Source organism: Pandoraea sp. XJJ-1, from assembly GCF_026802345.1.
Taxonomy (GTDB): domain Bacteria; phylum Pseudomonadota; class Gammaproteobacteria; order Burkholderiales; family Burkholderiaceae; genus Pandoraea; species Pandoraea cepalis.
The window spans coordinates 659130-680401 of record NZ_CP113827.1 but is presented as its reverse complement, the minus strand read 5'-3'; the positions used below and the strand labels follow the sequence as shown (position 1 = coordinate 680401).

Sequence of the window (21272 nt, the reverse complement as noted above, 5' to 3'; positions counted from 1 at the left end):
CGCCAATCCTCACGACGCGCTGCGTATCGTCATGACTTGCAGACGGACGCGACGATATCGCACGAGCGCAGGCGCAGCGCGGGATCGTAGATGTCGGTGACGAGCATCAGCTCATCGGCCTGCGTACGCTCGACCAGATCGGACAGACCGGCCCCCACCCGCTCGGGGCCACCCACCACGGCCACGCCGAGGAACGCTTCCACCGAGTGCCGTTCGGCCGGATCCCAGCGCGCGTCCATATCGTTCACGGGCGGCTGCAATTTCAGGCTTTGCCCGCGCATGAGCGCCAAAATCTTCTGCTGCGCGGACGTTGCGAGAAATGCCGCTTCCTCGTCCGTGGGCGCGGCCACGACCGGCACGCCCACCATTACGTAGGGCTTATCCAACGCTGCCGAGGGACGGAATCGCTCGCGGTAAAGCCGAAGTGCGTCGAACAGGAACCGCGGGGCGAAGTGCGACGCGAACGCATACGGTAGCCCCAAATGCGCCGCGAGTTGCGCGGAAAACAACGACGAGCCCAGCAACCACACCGGAATATCGCTGCCCGCGCCGGGCGTTGCGACAAGCCGTTGTCCGGGCTGCGCGGGCGCAAGCAGCGCGCGCAATTCGGCGACCTGCTCGGGGAAATCGTCGCCATCGGACAATCGGTCGCGACGCAGCGCGCGCATGGTGGCCTGGTCCGCACCGGGTGCGCGCCCCAAGCCCAGATCGACACGTCCCGGATACAGCGCGGCGAGCGTGCCAAAGTTCTCGGCAACGACCAACGGCGGGTGGTTCGGCAACATCACGCCGCCCGACCCCACTCTAATACGCGACGTCTTGCCTGCAACGTGACCGATCAACAGCGCCGTCGCCGAACTCGCGATGCCGTCCATGTTGTGGTGTTCGGCCAGCCAGAACCGCGTGAAGCCCAAGTGCTCAACGTGCTGCGCCAGTTCCGTGGATTGTTTCAGGGCATCGGCCACCGTGCCGCCGGCACGCACCGGCACCAGATCCAGCATTGAAAGGGCCGTCTTCGACAAACTGCTCATGGGAGTCTCCAAGTTCCTGCGCGCGCCCACTCCGCATGTCGACCCGCAGGCTTCCAGGCTCCCTCACACCGGATGACGCGCACCATCGCCACAAAGTATAGTGACGAAGGTCCCAAATCCCCAGTAGGCACCTTTCAGTTGAATAGTCACCAATTAGTAACCATGAACAAACTTGCCCCGTTCGTTTTCGAGGAAACCTGCGTGCCGCGCCGCGTGCTGGAGCTCTTCAGCGTGAAGTGGACGAGCATGGTGTTGTACGCGTTGCAGTGCGGCACCACACGCACGGGGGAACTACAGCGCCGCTTGCCGGGGATTTCCAAGAAGATGCTCACGCAGACGTTGCGCGAACTCGAACGCGACGGTCTGATTCACCGCGAGGTGTTTGCCGTCGTGCCGCCCAAGGTCGAGTATTCGCTCACGCCGCTGGGTGAATTGTTCATCGAGCCCATCGAGATGCTCTACCGCTGGGGCAATCAGCACGCCGACGTACTCGCCCAACTGAGCCTGCGCCGCGGCAAGCGGGCACAGGCTCAGGATTCCGGGGACGCTACCGACACGACGGCCCCATAGGATCAACGATCCAGCAACCGCCCCAGACGCATCATCGTGACATTCACGCCAAGGTGCCGCATCGACGGTTGCACGATGACGCAGTTGTCATAGGGCGTGACGATCACCTCATCGCCATCGCGGGCGATCTCGGTGCCGGCCTTCTCGATCACTTCGAGCCCCGTGAACGGCTGCGAGAAGCGGAAGTCCATCGAGCGTGCCACGACCGGCTGCGTGATCTCCACGAACTTCTGGCGGGCGGGCTGCGTCTGCGTCAGGTACGGCGCCATGTCGGCTTCGGCCACGACGCCCGCATGAATCAGGAAACGCGCCGCGCAATCGAGCGCGACATCGCGGGCGCTCCCCGCGAAATGCTGACCGGTTTCGATCAGCAGTGCGTTCTTCGGGCTGGCCGGGTCGCCGAAGCCACCGTAATCGCGCATGCGCGTGCCGTTCGCGTGCCCCTTGTCGACGATCACGTGCTCGGGCGTGCCGAGTTCGGCGGCGAGGGCGATCGCCTTCTCCAGCGGACCGGTCATCATCAGCGGCGCGGACGCCTCGTGCATCGAGTGGATGTCGAGCAGCAGATCGACCGTGTCGATGAACGGACGCATCGCACGGGCACGCGCGAGCTCGCGGCTCTGACGCGCTCCATCGAGCGTCGATGGCGTCCAGACGCGGTTCATGTCTTCGTCGAGGAAACGGGTAGCGTCGGCATTCTCCGCGCTGAATAGCTCGTACGCACCGATATTGCCGAAGCCCAGCGACAGACGGCCCGCCGTGGGACGCACACCGGCGGCAAGCAACGTATCGACCGCGATGGCGCCGCTCACTTCGTTGCCGTGCGTGAGCGCGAGAATCATCACGTGCTTGCCGGGCTTGCCGCTGTCGAACGAATGTAGGTAGTCGATGCCAGTGTTGCCTTCGCGCCAGCGGGTGATGTCGGGGAACGAGACTTCGATGGGGTATGCCGGCAGGGCGGCGCGGATCGCTTCAAGCGTGGTCATGAAAATGCTCCACAGAGGATGTCGCGAACGACGACGTCTCGGCAGGGAATGGCGAACGACGTCGTTGCGGCGGGATTCAGTTCATCGGACGATGGCGCCGGTGCGGGAAGTGCATTGCATGCCGATCGTCCGGGGCGTCGATCAAACCTTGGATACGCGGGGCGAGCCGTGCGTCATGCCGGCGATCTTGCCGGCGCGCACCCGGCGGCCGAGCGATATCACTGCGGTAACGCTGAGTACGGCGGTCGCCATCACGTAGAAGCTCGGCGCGAGCTTGTTGTGCGTGGCATCGATGAGCCAGGTCACGATGAGCGGTGCAAACCCGCCGAACAGCGTCACCGAGAAGTTATACGACAGCGCCAACCCCGTGCCGCGCGTGCTCGTCGGGAAGATGTCCGCCAGCAGGGCGGGCAGCGGCGCGAGACTCACGGCGATGAGCAGACCGACGAGCGCCTGCACCATGAGCAGCGTCTGGAACGTCGGATATTTGTTGAGCAACACGAACAAGGGGTACGTCGTGACGCCCACGAGAATGAGTGCCCAGAGCATTACGCGAATGCGACCGAAGCGATCGGAAAGGTGGCCCACGACCGGGGCGGCGATCATCAGCATCACGCCGGTGACGACCGCGCCGATGAACGATGACGTCGCCGGAATATGCAGTTGCTTGACGGCATACGTCGGCATGTAAAGCTTGTGGACATAGTTGAACGCTGTGGCCGCCGCGACAACCCCCGCGCCGAGCAACATATTGGCGCGATCACGACCGAAGACCTCGCGCAGCGGCGACGTTTCGCGCTGCTTTTGACCGAGCTTCTTGAAGTCGGCCGTCTCGTCGATATTGCGGCGAATGTAAAGACCGACCGGGCCGATGAGCAAGCCCACGGCGAAAGCGATACGCCATCCCCATGCGCTCAGTTGATCGGCGGTGAGCAGCAGGCTCAGCAGCGCAGACACCCCGGCGGCGAGCACGGTGGCGAGACCCTGCGTCGACATCTGCCAGCTCGCGAAGAAGCCACGGCGTTTCGCGTCGGCATGTTCGACCATGAAGGCCGTGGCGGCGCCGAACTCGCCGCCCGTCGAGAAGCCTTGCAACATGCGGGCGACGATGATCAGGAGCGGCGAGAAAATGCCGATCTGCGCATACGTCGGGGCGAATGCGATCATGGCGGTGCCGAGCATCATCAAGGCGATGGATACCGTGAGCGACGCCTTGCGGCCGGCACGGTCAGCGTAGCTGCCCAGAACGATCGAGCCCAGGGGACGCGTCACGAAGGAGATGCCGAAGGTGCCGACGGAGAGCAGCAACGACGTCGTCGGGTCGTGCGAGGGGAAGAACAACTGCCCGATCACGATGGCGAAGTAGCCATAGATCAGCAGATCGTAAAACTCAAGTGCATTACCGATGCTCGCGGCGCAAATTTCGCGCCACGGGTTGTGGGGTTTGGCGTTGTGGGTCATGCCCGGCTCCTCTGGATCGCTGGCGTTGGGGATAAGTGTGAGATGACCCCGGGGCGCCACGAAGGCGCGCAGGAGCCATCAGCCAGTCTCAGGAAGCGGAGTGTAGGCGGCAGAAAAAGAGGCTTCGTGCCGATTCGGCACGCACGGGTGCTGATTGAGAAGTCGGCGCGTGCATCACTGAAGAAACTGGACGATGGCCGCCACCGTCGCCTTCGGCTGCTCCTCCATCAGCCAGTGGCCAGCCCCCGGGATCACCACCCCCTGCACATTGGCGGCGGCCCCACGCGCCACGGTTTCCATCATGGTGCCGAACGATTTTTCGCCGCCGATAGCGAGCACCGGCATCGGCAACGGGCCTTTGGCGAGGAAGGCTTTGTTATCGATTGCGTCCTGGTCGAAAGCGTGGAACTGCTCGAAGCCGGAATGCATGGCACCGGGCAAGGCGTAGAACTTGGCGTAGTGCCGGCGCGATGCCTCGTCGAAGTTTTTCGGATTCGCCGAGAAATCGTTCCAGAAGCGATCCAGGTAAATGCGCTCGCGGCCTTTCACCAGCCGTTCCATGTCCGGCCCACCAAATCGGAAGTGCCACAGCAGCGGGCTCTTCAGGATTTCCTCCCACGGGCCGACGCCGGGTATCGGGGCATCCATCAACACGAGTTTGGACACGCGCTCGGGCTGCTCGGCCGCGAACGCGTAAGCGACCATGTTGCCGATGTCATGGGCGACCACGTCGACCTTGCCAATCTGGAGCGTGTCCAAAACACCGGCGATATCGCGCGCTTCGTTCTTCTTGTCATAGCCGGTCGCGGGGTGGTCGGAAAGCCCCATGCCCCGCAGATCCGGCACGACCACCGTGTGAGTGGCGGCCAGCTTCGCGGCGAGCGGCGCCCACATGTCGCCGGTCTCACCGTAGCCATGCAGCAACACCACGGCAGGCCCATGGCCGCCGACGCGAACGTAAATCTTTGCGCCGTTGGTCGTAATGGTCCGCGTCTTGAAACTCGCCGGAAATGGCACGACTGCGGAGAAGGCGGGGACGACGGGCAAGACGTACAGCGAGGCAAGCAACAACAGAAAAGAGAGCATCTTTCGCATTTCTAACCTCCGAGGGTTGAGAAAACCGATCGATGACGCCACCGTTGTCGCCATCGATCGCTACCGCGAACCACGTGCTTCGTTACCGCGTCGTACCCGTGCTGGTTGCTTCCATGAAAGAATCGGCGCTGATGCGAACACCCTCTGTACCCATGACGCGCTACGCCCCGGAACGTTCATGGGCTGTCGTGTCGCGCCGAACCGACGACCCCGCCCGCGCGTCCGCAACGTTCACCCCTGAGCCTTTCCCGCCTTCTGAAACGCGTCGACCAACTTGTCGACAATGCTGTTCAGTTGCCCGCGCTCGTCGGCACTGAGCATCGACAGCATTTCCGTCTCCATCGACTGCCCAAGCTCGTCGCTGGACACGCGCAGGCGCTTGCCGGCCGCCGTCGGCCACAGTTGAAAGTGACGCGCGTCGTCGGGATGGATCGAGCGCCGAACCAGCTTGCGTTGAATCAAGTCCGCGATCAGCTTCGAGAGCAACGTCTTCTCGACGAGCGTCTGCGCATTGAGCGCGCTCGCGGTAATCCCGGGGGCGTCGCAGATCACGCGCAGCACGCGCAATGAACGCACATCGAGCCCGAACGCGGGACGATACTCGGCGTTGGCACGGCTGATCATCTCGCTTTTGATCAGGTCCAGCTTGAACGTCAAATAATAGGCCACGCCACCGGCCGTGCCGCCTTCGGCTATGTCGTCTTTGCCACGGCCCCCCGGTCCTTCGTCATGTCCCGCCGGTGACGTTCCTGCTCGCATGTGCTGCCGCCCTGTCTGAAGTCTGCATCCCATCGAAGCGCGTTGCGCCGGCCTACCCTCGCCCGCAGCCGCTTCGCCACGGACGATGATAGCTCAGCCGGATCGATGGTCGACAATATCCGGGTAATTCATTAGTTGAAATATTCAACTAATGAATTACCCTTCGACCAGAAGCATTCGTTCGGGCAGTCCCTGGACGGTCCCCACACTCCCCCGTGAAAAAGAGGTTGGCGCAATGCAGATGGATGGCGAATTGAGCGGTCTTGGAGAACAGATGCGCACGTGGCGCAGGGACATCCACCAGCATCCGGAGTTGGGCTTTCACGAGCATCGCACGGCCGGTCTGGTGGCAAGGCTGCTCGCCGACTGGGCAATCGACATCGAGACCGGTATCGCCGGCACTGGCGTGGTCGGCACGATCCACGGCACGCGGGGCGAGGGACCGTCGATCGGTCTGCGCGCCGACATGGACGCGCTGCCGATGAGCGAAAAGGGCACGTCCGCGCACCGCTCGACGCACGACAATGTGTTCCACGGCTGTGGCCACGACGGCCACACAGCCATCCTGCTCGGCGTCGCCAGGCACTTGTCCCTGAATCGCGATTTCCGGGGCACCATCCATCTGATCTTTCAGCCGGCCGAGGAAACGCTACGCGGCGGCTCGGCCATGATCGACGACGGCCTGTTCGAGCGATTCCATTGCGACGAAATCTACGCGCTGCACAACAACAACGCTCTGCCGGCCGGCAAGGTCGGCGTGCGCAGCGGTGCCATTCTGTCGGCATGCGACCTGTTCCGCATCACCATCAAGGGCATCGGCAGTCACGCGGCGATGCCGCACAAATCGATCGATCCGTTGATCGTCGGGACCACCCTGGTGCAGTCGATACAGAGCATCGCGAGTCGCAACATCGACCCGCTCGACACCGCTGTGGTGAGTGTGTGCAAGTTCCTGTCGGGCACGGCGATCAACGTCATCCCCGACACCGCGGTGCTCGAAGGCACCGTGCGCACGCTGTCAGTCAAGGCACAGGACATCACGCTCGCACGACTGCGCACGATTTGCGAAGGCGCGGCGACGATGTATGGCTGTGAAGTCAGCTTCGAGCATCTGCAAACGTCGCCGCCGACCGTCAACACCCCCACCGAAACCGAACATGTGCGGCGCGCGGCGGAGCGCGTTCTCGGTGTGGACAACGTGATCGTCGACGTCGCCCCGCTGATGGCCTCGGAAGACTTCGCGTTCATGTTGCAGCAGCGCCCGGGCTCGTACTTCTTCCTCGGTCACGACGGACTCACCTGTCACCACCCCGAATTCGATTTCGACGACGACACCGCCCCCACCGGCGTGGCCGTGTTCCTCGAAATCGTCCGGCAACGGCTTGGCTAAGCCGGCCTCACTTCCAACAATCGATCAGAGGGGAACCGCAATGAACGAAAACCCGACACCGTCGCCGGCGATGGTGCGCAAAGTCGTCATCGCCTCGGTACTCGGCAATGCCTTCGAATGGTTCGACTTCGCGATCTACGGTCTGTTCGCCGTAATGATCGCGAAGCTTTTTTTCCCGAGCGGCAACGAGTTCGCGTCGATGCTGCTCACACTTGCGACGTTTGGCGTCGGCTTCGCGGTACGGCCGCTCGGCGGCGTACTGCTCGGCCTCTATGGCGACCGGGTCGGCCGCAAGAAAGCGCTGTCGCTGACGATCGTGCTGATGGCGGTCGGCACCGGCATGATCGGCATCTTGCCGACGCATGAGGCTATCGGCATTGCGGCGCCGATCCTGATGGTGCTTGCGCGGCTGATCCAGGGCTTCTCGGTCGGCGGCGAGTTCAGTGGCGCGACCACGATGCTGGTGGAGTTCGCCCCCGCGAATCGCCGCGGCTTTTTCGGCAGCTTCCAGATGTGCTCGCAGGCGCTGGCGTTCTCTCTCGGTGCCTTGGTGGCCTATCTACTGACAGTCAATCTCGCGCCGCACGATCTCGAGTCGTGGGGCTGGCGCCTGCCGTTCCTGCTCGGCATTCTGATCGGGCCGGTCGGCTGGCTGATCCGCTCGAACGTCGACGAATCGCCGGAATTTCTCAATTACGCGAACGATGTGAAACGCGGCAAGATTCAGCGCGTGAACACGCCGCTGCGCACCGTGTTCCGCGACTATCCGCGCGCGGTGTTCGGCACGCTCGGCATCTCGGTGGTCGGCACCGTGTCGGCCTACGTGTTCGTGTTCTTCCTGCCGATCTTCGCGAAGAAGCAACTGGGCATGTCGGCCGCCGACGTCAACCTGAGCACGTTCATCGCCACCCTGGTCATCCTCGTGTTCTGCCCGCTTGCCGGCTATTTGTCGGATCGCTACGGCCGCAAGGCGGTCCTGCTGCCGGCGATCATCGCGTATGGCGTGGCGTCGTACGTGCTGTTCAAGCACTTCGTCACCCTGCCGAGCCTGGGCTCGCTGCTGGCGGTGCAGATCGGCGTGTCGTTCTTCATGAGCTTCTTCTGGGGCCCGACGCCGATCGTGCTGACCGAGGTGTTTCCAGTCAGCGTGCGCTCGACCGGCGCCGCCGTCACCTACAACCTCGCGGTGCTGGTATTCGGCGGCCTCGCGCCGTTCCTGAATACGTGGCTCGTGCATGTGACCGGCAGCAATCTCGCGCCGATCTACTACGTCCTGACGAGCGTGGTCATCGGGCTGGCCGGTGTGTTGGTGTTGCCGTCGGCCGAGCGGCGCGCCTCAGCGGCGCTTGCGACCTGAGCCGCGTACAAAGCACGCGCGAACAGGGCGGTCGGCGGCGTCGTGCCTCCGCCCTGCGCTAACCATCGCCAAGCATGCCGAATTCAATCGGGAAGCGCGTATAGAAAACGTGGACGCGTTGCACACGAATCACGTCGAGCAGGCGTTCGGCTTCCTCATCGGTGATGGCCAACACGACCTCGACCGGTTGTTCGGCGAGCTCAAAGAATCGGGCTGCATGACGCTTTCCGACATGATCGATACCTTCCGTGCCCACGAACAGGGTGGCCCCGCGAATCCCCAGCTGCCGCACTTCGCTCATGATCCATTCGGCGACCGGCTGATGGCCATGGCGGTGATTCTGCTGTGTGTAGAAGGTGAGTTGACATCCGTGCATGACGACCTCCCCAGGCGCAGCGTGCGCCACGTTCGCGCGCCCCTGACTGGCATACCCTCGCCCGTTGATTTAAATCTAGCACATCGCGCTTCACCGGGAACGCGACTCGTTCAATGCGCCGCCCAACCGCCGGTCCGCTGCGTCGGCAACCGCCGTCACGATCTCGGGACAAACCCCGAGCCGCGTCGTTGCCCCCCACGCAAGCGTCAGGTCCGACGGGCTTGGGCAGGCAGTTCCGCTCTGACGACGATCAACCTCAGTGCAAATTGGGGTAGCGGGACGCAAATGACTGACTACACTTCCTAAATGCGTACGACGCGAAAAGGCCACGAAAGACGGTTCGTAATACGAAGGTCGTTGTACGTGAGACAAATTGGGGCTGGCGACGTAGCGTTTCCATTCCTTCACGGGAGGCATGTCCATGACGTGCCTAGGCAAATGGATGATCGGCGCGTGTGTCGTCACGCTAAGCGGCGTGGCGATCGCAGAGGGCGCCAACTCGGGCTCATCCGAACAGATGATGCTGGCCAACGTTGGCCCCGGGCCACTCCCCATACACGTGCCGCAACCGCCTCCACCGGTCTCCGTTGCTGCCGTTCCGGCCGTTCGCGTCACCCTGTATCCGTTTGGTCGCGAGGGTCCGGAGCCGACCGCGCTGGCCGACGACAGCGCATTCCTTTACACGCGCATCGAATCGATCAACAGCGCCCTGCCGACGGCGGACAACGGACATGTGGACTGGATCGACACCTCGACCTCGGAACCGGCCGCGCGGCCGACTCACAGCTACCTGAAGATCGGACCTTCCACGGCGCCGCAGTTGTCCCTCGTGCAGTGGGCCAACACCGACGATAAGCTGGGCTCCGACCCGAAGCGCGGATTGTCGCTCAAGACGGAGGAATGGACGTTTTCGGCAAGTGCCCGTGTGCCGCTGCTGCGCTCGCACGACTTGGGTGCGACGATTTACGTCAAACGCCGCTTCTGAGTGGGCTGCTGAGTGGGCTGCTGAGTGGGCTTCTGAGTGGGCTTCTGAGTGGGCTTCTGAGTGCGCTTCGGTGCGTTTGACCGCGCTTGGCGCAGCGCGATACGTGGCCGGCGCTTGCACGCCGGCCCGACGTTGTTGTTGCTTCACTTATGCGGCTTATGCCGCTCGTGCCGCTTATGCCGACGACACCGCCGGCTTCACCGCCGTCACATCGATTTCGACCAGCCACTCCGGGCGCGCCAGCGCCTGCACAACGATGCCGGTCGACACTGGAAACACGCCCTTGAGCCAGCGTCCCATGACGTTGTAGACCGCCTCGCGATAACGCGGATCGACGAGATACACCGTGACCTTGCAGATATCCGCGAGCTGGCTGCCGCACTCGTCGAGCAGCATCGCAACGTTGGCCATGGCCTTTTCGGCCTGCGCGGCAACATCGCCGATGCCAACGGATTCGCGCGTATCGAGATCCTGGCCGATCTGACCACGCAGATAAATAGTGTTGCCGGCGACGACCGCCTGACAGAGGTCGTTGTCGAGCTTCTGCTCCGGGTAAGTGTCGCGGGTGTTGAATTTGCGGATTCGGGTGTGCGTCATGATGTCTCGGTATGGGGTCTTGATGGGGGTCGGCACGGCGCGCGATGGCGTCGTGCACTCAATGTGTCAGGATCTTCGAGAGAAAGCGTTTGGCGGCGGCACTGGCGGCGTCGTTGAAGAACATGTCGGTCGGACTGTCCTCGATGATGGCGCCGTCCTCCATGAACACCACGCGATGGGCCACGCGTCGCGCGAACCCCATCTCGTGCGTGACGACCATCATCGTCATGCCTTCGCGGGCGAGTTCGACCATCACGTCGAGCACCTCGTTGACCATCTCCGGGTCCAGCGCCGAGGTCGGCTCATCGAACAGCATGGCCATCGGGTCCATCGACAACGCGCGCGCAATCGCCACGCGTTGCTGCTGACCGCCCGACAACTGCCCCGGATACTTGTGCGCATGCGCCGACAGACCGACGCGATCGAGTAGCGCGCGCGCCTTGGTGCGGGCCGCGTCGACACCGCGGCCCAGCACGATCTGCTGCGCGAGCGTGAGATTGCGCGTGAGATCCAGATGCGGGAACAGCTCGAAATGCTGGAAGACCATGCCAACCTTGCTGCGCAGCTTCGGCAGGTCGGTCGTCCTGGCCGTAAGCGACGTGCCGTCGACGACGACATCGCCCTTCTGGAAAGGCTCCAGTGCATTGACCGTCTTGATCAGGGTCGACTTGCCGGACCCGGACGGTCCGCACACCACCACGATCTCGCCCGCGCCCACCTGCGTTGAGCACTGCTTGAGCACGTGATGCGCGCCGTACCATTTGTCGACGTTCCGGATGTCGATGATGGGCTGTGCGGTGCTCATTTGTCGAAGTGCCCCGCGCGAATCGATGCGCCGATCAGGTTGAGAATCAGACGACCGGCCGTCACGCACGAGATCATGTTGGCGTCGTCCTTCTCGGGCTGAATCTCCACGATGTCCATCCCGACCACGCGTCCCTTGCGTACCAGGCCGTGAATCAGCTTGCGCGCCTGTACAAACGTCACCCCACCGGGCGCGGGACCGGCAACGGCCGGCATCGTCGACGGATCGAGGCCGTCCGCGTCGATGGTGAGGTAGTAGTTGCCGCCGTCCGGAATGCGATCGAGCACGGCGTCCATGCCGATATCATGCAGCTCGTACGCGGTCACCAGTTCGGCACCGTAGGCGCGCGCCGCGACGAGTTCCTCGTAACGGCCGCTCCCCTGCGCGCGCAGGCCGATCTGCACGATGCGGTCCACGTGCGCCATCTCCGAGGCGCGGCGAATCGGGCTCGAGAGGCCTTCGCGCACGCCGTTCACCTCGTCACGCCAATCCAGGTGGGCATCGATGTGCACGAGCGTGATGGGCCCCTTCTGGTCCAGGCCGCGCAGCACCGGCGTCGTAATGCCGTGGTCGCCGCCAAGCACGATGGGCATCGCGCCGCCGGCCACGATGCGACGCACCGCCGCCTCGGCGCGGGCATAGTGCTCGCCGGGCGTCGTCAGGTCCGGGATGATGTCACCACAATCGACGAAGCGAATATCCGTGCGTCCCTGGAGCAGCGGCCCGTCGATGTCGAAGTCGTAGTGGTTCGGGCGACGCGCGATGCGGTCCGTCGCCTGGCGGATGGCGGACGGCGCATTCGTCTGGTCGTTGCTGAAATCCGACGCCGCATACGGGGCACCGTAGGGCATGCCCAACACGGCGATGTCGGCCTTGAGGTTGTCGATATCGAGATCCAGCTCAGAATACAGCAGGGTCGGATGGCCGGTGCGAGGGGCCACGGTGTAGGTCGTCATGAAAGTGTCCTCGGGTGGAAGTTTCGGGGCGTCAGGCGTGCCGGGTACGTCGCCCGACAACGGTTTCCAGTCGGCGCCCCACGCTGGCCAGCAAGACGCTGCTGACCCAGTAGATCAACGCTGTCGTGCCAAGCACTTCAACGTAGGCGAATGTGTTGGCCGTAAGCAGATTGCTCTGATAGGTCATCTCCGGCAGGCTCATGACCGAAAAGATGGCCGAGTCCTTGAACATCATGATCACGAGGCTCGTCGTCGGCGGAATCAGGAAACCGAAGAGCTGAGGCGCGATGATGTGCCGTTGCGTCTGCCAATAGGTCATGCCGAGCGAGAGCGCCGCATGCGTTTGTCCGCGGGCGACGCTGCGCAGTGCCGCGCGCAGGATTTCGCAGAAGTAGCCGCCGGTGTAGAACGCCGTGCAACCTACCGCAACGCTCATGGCCGACGCACCGATGCCGAGCTTGGGCAGGCCGAAGAACGACAGGTAAACGAGAATCAGGTACGGGATGTTGCGCACCCCCTCCACGTAGCCCAGTGCGATAGGGCGCAAGACCGTGCGCGACTGCGCCGCATAGGCGGCGACGATGCCGATCGCCACGCCGAGCGGAATGCCGATGACGCTGACCAGTGCCGTGACGCGCAGGCCTTCGAGCAGCACGGGAATCGCTTCCCTGACGATGGAGACATCAATGGCCATGGGGCAACATCCTGGAAACGCGGCGCTCGCACAGACGCGAGACGGCCGAAATGCAGAACAGAAGGACGAAGTACACGGCGGCGGTGATCGCGAACACCTGTAGTGGCAGGTCGGTCTGCAGCGTGGCATTGCGGGCGACTGTCGCCAGTTCCGGCACGGCGATGATCGACATCAGCGACGACGCCTTGAGCAGGATCGTGAACTCGCTGGTGAGCGGCGGAATGGCGCGATAGATCACCTGTGGCAGGAGTACGTGCCGCCAGACCTGCGAGACGCGCATGCCCATGGCGTAGGCGGCGGCGCGTTGCCCACGAGAGATCGTGCCGAGCGCGCCGCGCAGAATCTCGACGATATAGGCGCTCGTGTTACACGCCAGCGCCGCAATTCCGGCTGTGATGGGCGAGATCGAGATATCGAACAGCGCCGGCACCATGTAGTACGCGATCAGCATGTGAATCAGCGCCGGCGTGCCGCGAATCAGGCTCACCCACAGCACGACGAGCGAGCGCAATGGCGCGAGCGGCGAGATGCGGGCGAGGAGCAGCACGACACCCAGCGCCAGACCGATGGCGAAGGCGACGGCCGACGCAGCCAGCGTGATCGCCGTTCCCGAGACGACGCCTTCGAGGAACGGTGCGATCACACCGCCCATGTCAAGCCCGCCGACCGTGGTCGCGGGCGTCAAATGGCACCTTGCGGCAGGTAGTTCGCGTGCGGCATGTCCATCGACGCCCCGAACCACTTTTTCTGCAAGGCGGCGAGCTTGCCGTTCGCGCGGAATTCATCGAGCGAATCGTTGATGAACTTGCGGATCTCCAGATCGTTGGGATTGGCGACCCATGCCAGCAGCTTCGGCTGGCCGATGGTCCCGGCAATGCGGAACACGTTGGGCTGCTTGCGCATCTGGACGGCGGCGATATTGGACGGCATCAGCGCCACGTCGATCGTCTTGTTCGCGAGCGCGTTCGACACATCCGGATAGGCCTGAAACAGGCGCGTGCCGGCGTATCCCTTGCCGGTCTTTTCCTTCAGTTCCTTCTCGAATTCGTCGGCCACCGGCTGCGACGACGATCCCATCTGGGTGCCGATGGTCTTCCCGGCGATGTCCATGTCCTGCTTGATCGCTACGTCGTCGGCGCGCACCATCAGAACCGAACGCACCACGCCGACCGGCTGGCTGAAGGCGAAGCGCTTGGCGCGCTCCGGCGTGATGCCCACACTGGTGGCGACAAAGTCGAACTTGTGCGACATCAGGCCCGGCAGCAAGCCCTGGAACGGCAGGTTCATCTGCTCGAGCTTCACGCCGAGTTTCGCCGCCATCAGTTCAAGCACATCGTGCCCGTATCCGACCACCTGACCGTTTTCCACGAACTCGAACGGCTCGTAGGCCGCCTCGGTGCCGACCGTCAGCTTGCCGCGCTTCTTGATGTCGGCCAGGGTGCCGCCTTCGGCATACGCCATCGTCGGCAGGGCCGGCAGGGCCAATGCGGCGCTCGATGCGAGCGTCGCCTTTACAAAGGATCGTCTGGACCAGGTCTTCATCGCTTGCCTCGCGGGGTGTGGGTAGGGGATTGCGCTGGCGCATCGGTTCGGTCAGGTCCGGCCCGGTGCGAGTGAAATCCAATGTATGCGGGCAAAAAGATCATGAAAAATGATTTTTTTATTGGTATGGTTCCAAAAAACGAAACCTTTTGACACGCGCCATCCGCAGCAGGTTTGGCGCTATTTCCGGGAGTGGAGCAGTGGCAAGTCGTGACTTCAGTGAGCGTGACCTGCGCTCGTTGCGCATCTTCTGTGCCGTCGCTCAGGCCAGCGGCTTTGCGGCGGCGGAGAAGCAACTGAACATGTCGAAGGCGTCGATCAGCCGGCACATTCGCGAGGTCGAGGAAACCTTGGGTACTCGTTTGTGCGAGCGTGGACCGTCCGGATTTGTTCTCACGCACGCGGGCAAGGTCGCGCTGGACCTTGCCCGCGACGCGCTGAAGTCGCTGGAGCGCATACGTCCCGAAATCGATGCGGTGCGCGGTGTGCTCTCGGGCACGTTGTCCATCGGCATGGTCGAGCACGTCGTGTCCGACATCGGCTGCCACATACCCGAGGCACTTGCCGCGCTCAAGGCGCAGGCGCCCGACGTGAAGGTCGAACTCACGGTCATGACGTTCAACGAGCTCGACCTCGCGTTGCGCGAGCGCCGGGTACAGATCGCCATTCGCGGGATGTATCGTCGCGAAGCCGGGTTTCACTACCAGCCGCTGTTTATCGAGCGTCACCGCCTATACGTTGCGCGGCATCGGATCAAGGACGCGTCGACGCTCCCGCTCGTCTACCGGAGCCAGCCGTTTGTCCATGAAGCGCTCAATTCGCTCGGACTGACGCGAGGGCCAACGGCGTCAGGACTGGAGGCTGTCGCCATGCTGGTCCTCTCCGGGCATTACGTCGGACTGTTGCCGCAGTACTACGCCGCGCTGTTTGGCAAGCGCCATGCACTGGCGCAGGTTCCGACAGGGCCTGAGTATGAGAATGCCATCAGCGCCATCACCGAGGCCTCGCGGCCCAGGACGCGCGCGCTGGAGCTGTTTCTCGATCTGCTGGCGCAGTGTCACCCGCGCGAATGAGGCGTGAGGGTTCGGCCGCGCGGCGTGCTAGCCGATGCGGTGTACAGGGCATCCAAAAAAATTTTCTCGATTTTCCGCGCGTCGTCCCGCCCATCAAAACGCTCGTAACACGCCCGCAAATCGCCGTCCGACGGGCGCGATCACCATGCTGCAACGCAACAATCCAAACAATTGTTTCGATATTCACAATAATCGATTCAGCACTCAGGCATTGTCTGCGCATGCCCACACCCGCTATAGTTGGCCCGCCCCCGGGACGCGATGCCTGGTTGTGCCTCCGGACAGGTGATCCCTGTGAGGCGAGCGCATCAGCGTCATGTTGCAAACGTAGTTATTAATGCGATGTCACCATCGCCCGTAGAAATGAGAGACACAGCTACTACCGACGCCGCCATGGCCACCAAGCCGCCCACGCCGGAAGAAATCCGCAAGCGCATCTTCGCGATTGTTGCGGCATCGTCCGGGAATCTGGTCGAGTGGTTCGACTTCTATATCTATGCGTTCTGCGCGATCTACTTCGCGCCGGCGTTCTTCCCGAGTGCCAATCCCACCGCACAGCTGCTCAACACCGCGGGCGTGTTTGCCGCAGGCTTCCTGATGCGCCCCATCGGCGGCTGGATCTTCGGCCGCATCGCCGATCGCAACGGCCGCAAGAACTCGATGGTCATCTCGGTGATGATGATGTGCTTCGGCTCGCTGATGATCGCCGCGCTCCCGACGCACGCCAGCATCGGCAACTGGGCTCCGGCGTTGTTGCTGGTGGCGCGTCTGTTGCAAGGTCTGTCGGTGGGTGGCGAATACGGCACCACGGCGACGTACATGAGTGAAGTGGCGCTCAAGGGCCGTCGCGGCTTCTTCTCGTCGTTCCAGTACGTGACGCTCATCGGCGGCCAGCTGCTTGCCGTGCTCGTCGTTGTGATTCTCCAGCAATTGCTCAGCGAGGCCGAACTCAAGGCCTGGGGCTGGCGCATTCCGTTCGTGGTCGGCGCGATCACTGCGGTCGTTGCCTTGCTGCTGCGTCGCACGCTGCACGAGACGTCGACGAGCGCGAGCCGCAACAGCCGCGACGCCGGTTCGATCGCCGGGTTGTTCCGCCACCACAAGGCTGCGTTTTTCACGGTGCTGGGCTACACGGCCGGCGGCTCGCTGATCTTCTACACCTTCACCACGTACATGCAGAAGTACCTGGTGAACACCGCCGGCATGCCGATCAAGACCGCCAGCTACATCATGACGGGCTGCCTGTTCGTCTACATGTGCATGCAGCCGATCTTCGGCATGCTGTCGGACAAGATCGGTCGTCGCACCAACATGCTGCTCTTCAGCGCGCTCGGTGCCATTGCCACGGTACCGATCCTCACCACGCTCAAGACGGTGCAAAGCCCGACCGCGGCGTTTTTGTTGATTTGTCTGGCGCTCGCCATCGTCAGCTTCTACACGTCGATCAGCGGCATCGTGAAGGCCGAGATGTTCCCGATCGAAGTGCGTGCGCTCGGCGTGGGTCTGGCCTACGCCGTGGCCAATGCCATCTTCGGCGGTTCGGCGGAATATGTGGCGCTCGGCCTCAAGAAGGCCGGCATGGAGCCGACATTCTACTGGTACGTGACCGGCATGATGGTCCTGGCGTTCCTCGTCAGCCTGCGCCTGCCGCGTCAGGCAAAGTACCTGCAGCACGAGCACTGATCGGGCCCGTCGGGGGTTGGCGCGCGGTTCAGGCGTCGTCCCCCGAGGCCTGACGCGCGCTCTGCCAGATCGCGTCGAGCACCGGGTGCGGTTGGTGCCGGCGCCGGTAGAGCGCAATATCGAAGCCGATCTGCCATTCCTTGCCGCCCACGATCGCGAGCGTGCCGCGCGCAATGTCGTCGGCCACCAGGCGTTGCGGCAGCCACGCGATACCGGCGCCGCGTCGCGCCATCGCCAGAATCGCTTCGTACGAATCGGCCTGATACACCGGCTTGAGCGTGGGACGGTTTGCCATCTCGGCAAGATGGCGGGCCAGCACGGCCCGCAACGTCAGCGTGCGGGAGAACGCCAGCCAGGGAATCGGCGACGGGCCGGCGGCAAGCCGATAGGTGGCGCGCCCCTTGGCGTCGAGCGCACTCACCGGCACCAGCACCTCACGCGCGACACTCAACCAGTCATAACGCTCCTGATCGATCAACAGCCGCGTGTGCGCACTGGAATACACGATGAGCAGATCGACCTCGCCGGCCGCGAGCCGCAGAATGGCCTCCTCGGCCCCTCCCGTGGACAGCGTCGCGGTGAAGAAGCCGATGCGCGAGACCGCCTCGTCGTACCAATCCGGAAAGAAGGTGGCGGCCAAGGTTCGGCCCGTGGCGATCTTCAGATTGTTTTCGAGTGTGGGCGCGGCGTCCTGCAACTGCGTGCGAGCGCCGTGAAGAATGTCGAGCGCATTGGTCGCCGCATCGAGAAACACGGTGCCGGCAGCCGTGAGTTCGAGCGGTTTGCTCCGTTCGACAAGCTGTGTGCCCACCCACTCTTCCAAGGCGCGGATGCGTCGCCCGAATGCCGGGTGCGTGACGAAACGGTTTTCCGCCGCTCGCGTGAAACTGCGCGTGCGTGCCAGTTCGACGAAGTCTTCAAGCCATCGCAGTTGCATACCGTCTCCTCACGGCCTCCCCACGGCCTCGACGAGGCCGATTCGTGTTTCGCTCAGGCCTTGGAGAGCGACTTGAGCGCGTGCTTGATGCCATCGGACACGCTTGTGCCGTCGGGCACGCTCTTGACGGCGGCAAGCGCCTCCTTGTCGGAGTAGCCCAGCGCGAGCAATGCATTGACGACGTCGCTCTTGTGGTCGTGCGGTGTGAGCGCGCCGGGCACCGTGCCCAGTTGCGCGCCGAGCTTGCCCTTGAGTTCGAGCAGCAGACGCTCGGCTGTCTTCTTGCCGATGCCGGGGATCTTCGTCAGACGTCCCGACTCCTGCAGCGTGACGGCCTGGGCGATGTCCGCGACGCTCATGCCCGAGAGAATCGCAAGTGCCGTGCGTGCGCCCACGCCGGAGATCTTGAGCAGTTCGCGAAAGGTGTTGCGCTCGTCAGGCGAGCCGAAGCCGAAGAGCAGTTGGGCGTCTTCGCGCACGATGAACTGGGTGAGCAACGTCACGCGCTCGCCGAGATTCGGCAGGTTGAAGAAGGTGCTCATCGGCACCGAGATTTCATAGCCTACGCCCTGGCAATCGACCAGGATGTGCGGTGGATTCTTTTCCAGCAACGTGCCGGAGATGCGGCCAATCATTGACGCCTCGGGAGAGTGACTTCGACAGGCGGCAAGTGTAGCAGCCGCCAGCTCGGCAACGGACTCGGCAAGCTCATCCGTCGCCTTCGATGCCCGCGACCGCGTCGCCCGTCGAGCGTCTCGCCGCGCTGCGCAGACACTCAAGCGCCGCTGCCACCGCAGCCCGGTTCGCGCCGTCGTCGCGCCAGTACATCGAGATCGCCCCGAACCCCGCCAGACGCAACGGCACGATACGCAACGCCCCGAGCGCCTGCAGACGACTCGCCGTGCGGTGCGACGCCAGGCCGATCATGTCGCTGTTGTTGAGCAACGTCAGGTTGAGAATCGTGGAGTTCGATTCGACGGTGTCGTTCGGCAACGGATAACCGGCCTCCGCGAGCGCCGCCTCCAGCGCGTTGCGAATCGGCGTGCCGCGCGGCCAGACCACCCAGCGGTAACGCTGCATGTCGGGCCAGTCCACCCTGTCGAGCGAAAAGACCGGATGGCGCGCGCGCGCAACGAAATGCAGCGGCTCCAGATATAGCGCCTCGGCGCGAACGTTGCGGTCCTGCAGTTCGGGGGCCGAGCGCCCAACGACGATATCGATCTCGCTGTGCGCGAGCTGATTCATCAGCCGGTCCATCGTGTTCTCGATCACGCGGGCCTGCACGCGGGGCATGCGCTGCAGGAGCAACAACATCGCGAGCGGCACCGTGTCCGCCGACGACGCCCCCGACGTGCCGATCGCCACCAAACCGCTGCCGCCCTCGCGCATGGCGTCGAGATCGTCGCGCGCCGTGTCGAGCTGCGCCTCGATTCGCCGCGCGTGCTGGATCAGGGATTCCCCGTAGGCCGTCGGACGCAATCCCCGCGCCTGACGCTCGAACAGCGGCAGGCCAATGTCCTCCTCCAAATCCTTGAGCCACTTCGACAAACCGGGTTGCGTCGTGTTGAGCAATGTCGCGGACTGGCTCATGTTGCCGGTCTCCGCAAGGGTCAGCAACATTTGCAGATTGCGCAGACGCAGTCGATGGGTCCAGTCCATACGAAGTCTCCGGGCCCCCTCGGGACGCCCCCAAAATCACCCAATCCATACTATTTTTCGTATGGATCCGATGATTTATTCATTTCAAAGAATATGTCTCGCCGAGTATAACGCTACTCATAGACCCGCAAGCCCTCGTCGGCCGAGCTTGTCAGACGAGTTGACCGGGCCCCATATCGACACGGAGACACGCATGTCCGAACGCGCCCCCAGCGCCGATCGCGCTGCCTATTACGAACACATCGGGCACAACCACATGGCCCCGCTGTGGGAATCGCTGCACAGTCTCGTGCCCCCGCAGCCGCGCCCGCGCGTGGTGCCCGCCCTCTGGAAATACAACGAAGTGCGCCCGCTCGTGATGGAAGCGGGACGCGTCATCAGCGCCGAAGAGGCCGTGCGTCGCGTGCTGGTCTTGCAGAACCCGGGAACGCCGGGCTCGTCGAGCATCACGGGTTCGCTTTACGCCGGGCTGCAACTCATTCTGCCGGGTGAGATCGCACCGAGCCATCGCCATACGCAATCGGCCCTGCGCTTCATCGTGGAAGGCCGCGGTGCGTGGACGGCCGTAAACGGCGAGCGCACCACGATGCACCCCGGCGACTTCATCATCACGCCGTCGTGGACGTGGCATGACCACGGCAACCCGGCGGACGGCGAGCCGGTCGTGTGGCTCGACGGGCTCGACATTCCGCTCGTGCAGTACTTCGACGCCGGCTTTGCCGAGAACTACCCCGAGTCGCAACAGCCGGTGCAGCGCCCAGAGGGCGACAGCTTCGCGCGTTACGGCCACAACATGCTGCCGGTGCATCACAAGGTCAGCGAGCCGACCTCGCCGATCTTCAGCTATCCGTATGCCCGTTCGCGCGAAGCGCTCGACACGCTGTACCGCAACGGCGAACTCGATCCGTGGGACGGCATCAAGTTGCGCTATGTGAATCCGGCAACCGGCGGCTGGCCGATGCCGACGATGGCGACGTTCATGCAATACCTGCCCGCCGGCTTCCAGGGCAAGACCTATCGCAGCACCGATGCAACGGTCTTCTCGGTGGTCGAGGGTCGCGGCACGGCGCGCATTGGCGACGAAGTCTTCCAGTTCGAGCCGCGCGATCATTTCGTCGTGCCCTCGTGGGCGCCGGTGCAGCTCGCCGCGCTCGACGACGCCGTACTGTTCAGCTACTCCGATCGCCCCGTGCTCGCCGCCCTGAACCTGCTGCGCGAGTCACGCACCTGAGGCCAACCCAACGCTCACTTGCCGGCCCCGCGCGCCGAACACCCGCGTGAGCGGCGCGCGCCGCCTGTGTCCTTTCCTTTATTCG

Annotated in this window: 22 protein-coding genes; 7 read left to right on the top strand and 15 right to left on the bottom strand. The window is 63.6% G+C overall.

The genetic code is table 11. From position 1 onward, the window contains the following. Positions 1-29: 29 nt before the first annotated feature. On the bottom strand, positions 30-1031 hold the full coding sequence (locus tag OYT13_RS03080; protein ID WP_268567228.1) for an LLM class flavin-dependent oxidoreductase: 1002 nt from the start codon (positions 1029-1031) through the stop codon (positions 30-32). Positions 1032-1193: 162 nt separating this feature from the next. Here OYT13_RS03080 and OYT13_RS03075 point away from each other — a divergent pair, with 162 nt between their 5' ends. Continuing rightward, positions 1194-1601, top strand: a complete 408-nt coding sequence (locus tag OYT13_RS03075; RefSeq protein WP_268567227.1) for a winged helix-turn-helix transcriptional regulator — start codon at positions 1194-1196, stop codon at positions 1599-1601. Positions 1602-1603: 2 nt separating this feature from the next. Here OYT13_RS03075 and OYT13_RS03070 read toward each other — a convergent pair whose 3' ends face one another. The 4 genes from OYT13_RS03070 to OYT13_RS03055 all read right to left on the bottom strand — a co-directional run bounded on the left by OYT13_RS03070 (position 1604) and on the right by OYT13_RS03055 (position 5902). After that, a complete protein-coding gene (locus tag OYT13_RS03070; protein ID WP_268567226.1) occupies positions 1604-2587 on the bottom strand; it encodes a M14 family metallopeptidase in 984 nt (327 codons plus the stop codon). 141 nt (positions 2588-2728) lie between these two features. Then, on the bottom strand, positions 2729-4048 hold the full coding sequence (locus tag OYT13_RS03065) for an MFS transporter (RefSeq protein WP_017232558.1): 1320 nt from the start codon (positions 4046-4048) through the stop codon (positions 2729-2731). Between the two features lie 174 nt (positions 4049-4222). Then, entirely contained in the window at positions 4223-5143 is a 921-nt protein-coding gene (locus OYT13_RS03060; protein ID WP_017232559.1) for an alpha/beta fold hydrolase, read from the bottom strand. Between the two features lie 231 nt (positions 5144-5374). After that, positions 5375-5902 carry a MarR family winged helix-turn-helix transcriptional regulator gene (locus OYT13_RS03055; RefSeq protein ID WP_157211372.1) on the bottom strand — a complete coding sequence of 176 codons (528 nt, stop codon included), beginning with the start codon at positions 5900-5902 and terminating at the stop codon, positions 5375-5377. Positions 5903-6176: 274 nt separating this feature from the next. Between OYT13_RS03055 and OYT13_RS03050 the strand changes: the two genes are divergently transcribed. Both OYT13_RS03050 and OYT13_RS03045 read left to right on the top strand, forming a co-directional pair. Continuing rightward, positions 6177-7292, top strand: a complete 1116-nt coding sequence (locus OYT13_RS03050; protein WP_017232561.1) for a M20 aminoacylase family protein — start codon at positions 6177-6179, stop codon at positions 7290-7292. A gap of 40 nt (positions 7293-7332) precedes the next feature. Next, complete coding sequence (locus OYT13_RS03045; protein WP_017232562.1) at positions 7333-8649, top strand: MFS transporter; 1317 nt, start codon at positions 7333-7335, stop codon at positions 8647-8649. Between the two features lie 58 nt (positions 8650-8707). On the opposite strand, the gene OYT13_RS03040 is transcribed toward OYT13_RS03045, so the two are convergent. After that, positions 8708-9025 carry a DUF190 domain-containing protein gene (locus OYT13_RS03040; protein ID WP_268567225.1) on the bottom strand — a complete coding sequence of 106 codons (318 nt, stop codon included), beginning with the start codon at positions 9023-9025 and terminating at the stop codon, positions 8708-8710. Positions 9026-9446: 421 nt separating this feature from the next. Here OYT13_RS03040 and OYT13_RS03035 point away from each other — a divergent pair, with 421 nt between their 5' ends. Continuing rightward, positions 9447-10010: a hypothetical protein gene (locus OYT13_RS03035; RefSeq protein WP_261939262.1), complete on the top strand. Its 564-nt coding sequence runs from the start codon at positions 9447-9449 to the stop codon at positions 10008-10010. Positions 10011-10184: 174 nt separating this feature from the next. On the opposite strand, the gene OYT13_RS03030 is transcribed toward OYT13_RS03035, so the two are convergent. Genes OYT13_RS03030 through OYT13_RS03005 form a run of 6 tightly spaced genes read right to left on the bottom strand, consistent with a single transcriptional unit; the run spans position 10185 to position 14604 of the window. Further along, entirely contained in the window at positions 10185-10607 is a 423-nt protein-coding gene (locus OYT13_RS03030) for a RidA family protein (RefSeq protein WP_017232565.1), read from the bottom strand. Positions 10608-10665: 58 nt separating this feature from the next. Beyond that, positions 10666-11394, bottom strand: a complete 729-nt coding sequence (locus tag OYT13_RS03025) for an amino acid ABC transporter ATP-binding protein (protein ID WP_157211380.1) — start codon at positions 11392-11394, stop codon at positions 10666-10668. Between the two features lie 14 nt (positions 11395-11408). After that, the gene (locus tag OYT13_RS03020; protein WP_268567224.1) at positions 11409-12368 is read right to left on the bottom strand and encodes an agmatinase; all 960 of its coding nucleotides are present in this window, start codon (positions 12366-12368) and stop codon (positions 11409-11411) included. Positions 12369-12399: 31 nt separating this feature from the next. Beyond that, positions 12400-13062, bottom strand: coding sequence for an amino acid ABC transporter permease (locus tag OYT13_RS03015; RefSeq protein WP_268567223.1), 663 nt, complete (start codon positions 13060-13062; stop codon positions 12400-12402). After that, positions 13052-13714, bottom strand: a complete 663-nt coding sequence (locus OYT13_RS03010; RefSeq protein WP_150551705.1) for an amino acid ABC transporter permease — start codon at positions 13712-13714, stop codon at positions 13052-13054. The genes OYT13_RS03015 and OYT13_RS03010 overlap by 11 nt, the downstream gene beginning before the upstream one ends. 29 nt (positions 13715-13743) lie before the next feature. Then, the gene (locus OYT13_RS03005; protein ID WP_150562323.1) at positions 13744-14604 is read right to left on the bottom strand and encodes a transporter substrate-binding domain-containing protein; all 861 of its coding nucleotides are present in this window, start codon (positions 14602-14604) and stop codon (positions 13744-13746) included. Between the two features lie 200 nt (positions 14605-14804). Between OYT13_RS03005 and OYT13_RS03000 the strand changes: the two genes are divergently transcribed. Together OYT13_RS03000 and OYT13_RS02995 are read left to right on the top strand one after the other, a co-directional pair. Next, complete coding sequence (locus OYT13_RS03000; protein ID WP_017232571.1) at positions 14805-15677, top strand: LysR family transcriptional regulator; 873 nt, start codon at positions 14805-14807, stop codon at positions 15675-15677. A gap of 393 nt (positions 15678-16070) precedes the next feature. After that, complete coding sequence (locus OYT13_RS02995; RefSeq protein ID WP_017232572.1) at positions 16071-17360, top strand: MFS family transporter; 1290 nt, start codon at positions 16071-16073, stop codon at positions 17358-17360. Positions 17361-17388: 28 nt separating this feature from the next. On the opposite strand, the gene OYT13_RS02990 is transcribed toward OYT13_RS02995, so the two are convergent. From OYT13_RS02990 to OYT13_RS02980, 3 genes are all read right to left on the bottom strand, one after another. Beyond that, complete coding sequence (locus tag OYT13_RS02990) at positions 17389-18297, bottom strand: LysR family transcriptional regulator (protein ID WP_261939264.1); 909 nt, start codon at positions 18295-18297, stop codon at positions 17389-17391. Positions 18298-18350: 53 nt separating this feature from the next. Continuing rightward, a complete protein-coding gene (gene ruvA / locus OYT13_RS02985) occupies positions 18351-18932 on the bottom strand; it encodes a Holliday junction branch migration protein RuvA (RefSeq protein WP_017232574.1) in 582 nt (193 codons plus the stop codon). Positions 18933-19005: 73 nt separating this feature from the next. Next, a complete protein-coding gene (locus tag OYT13_RS02980) occupies positions 19006-19956 on the bottom strand; it encodes a LysR family transcriptional regulator (RefSeq protein WP_017232575.1) in 951 nt (316 codons plus the stop codon). Positions 19957-20149: 193 nt separating this feature from the next. On the opposite strand from OYT13_RS02980, the gene gtdA reads away from it, so the two are divergent. Continuing rightward, positions 20150-21187 (top strand): gentisate 1,2-dioxygenase, encoded by a 1038-nt coding sequence (gtdA, locus tag OYT13_RS02975; protein WP_017232576.1) that lies wholly within the window; start codon positions 20150-20152, stop codon positions 21185-21187. Positions 21188-21272 lie beyond the last annotated feature (85 nt).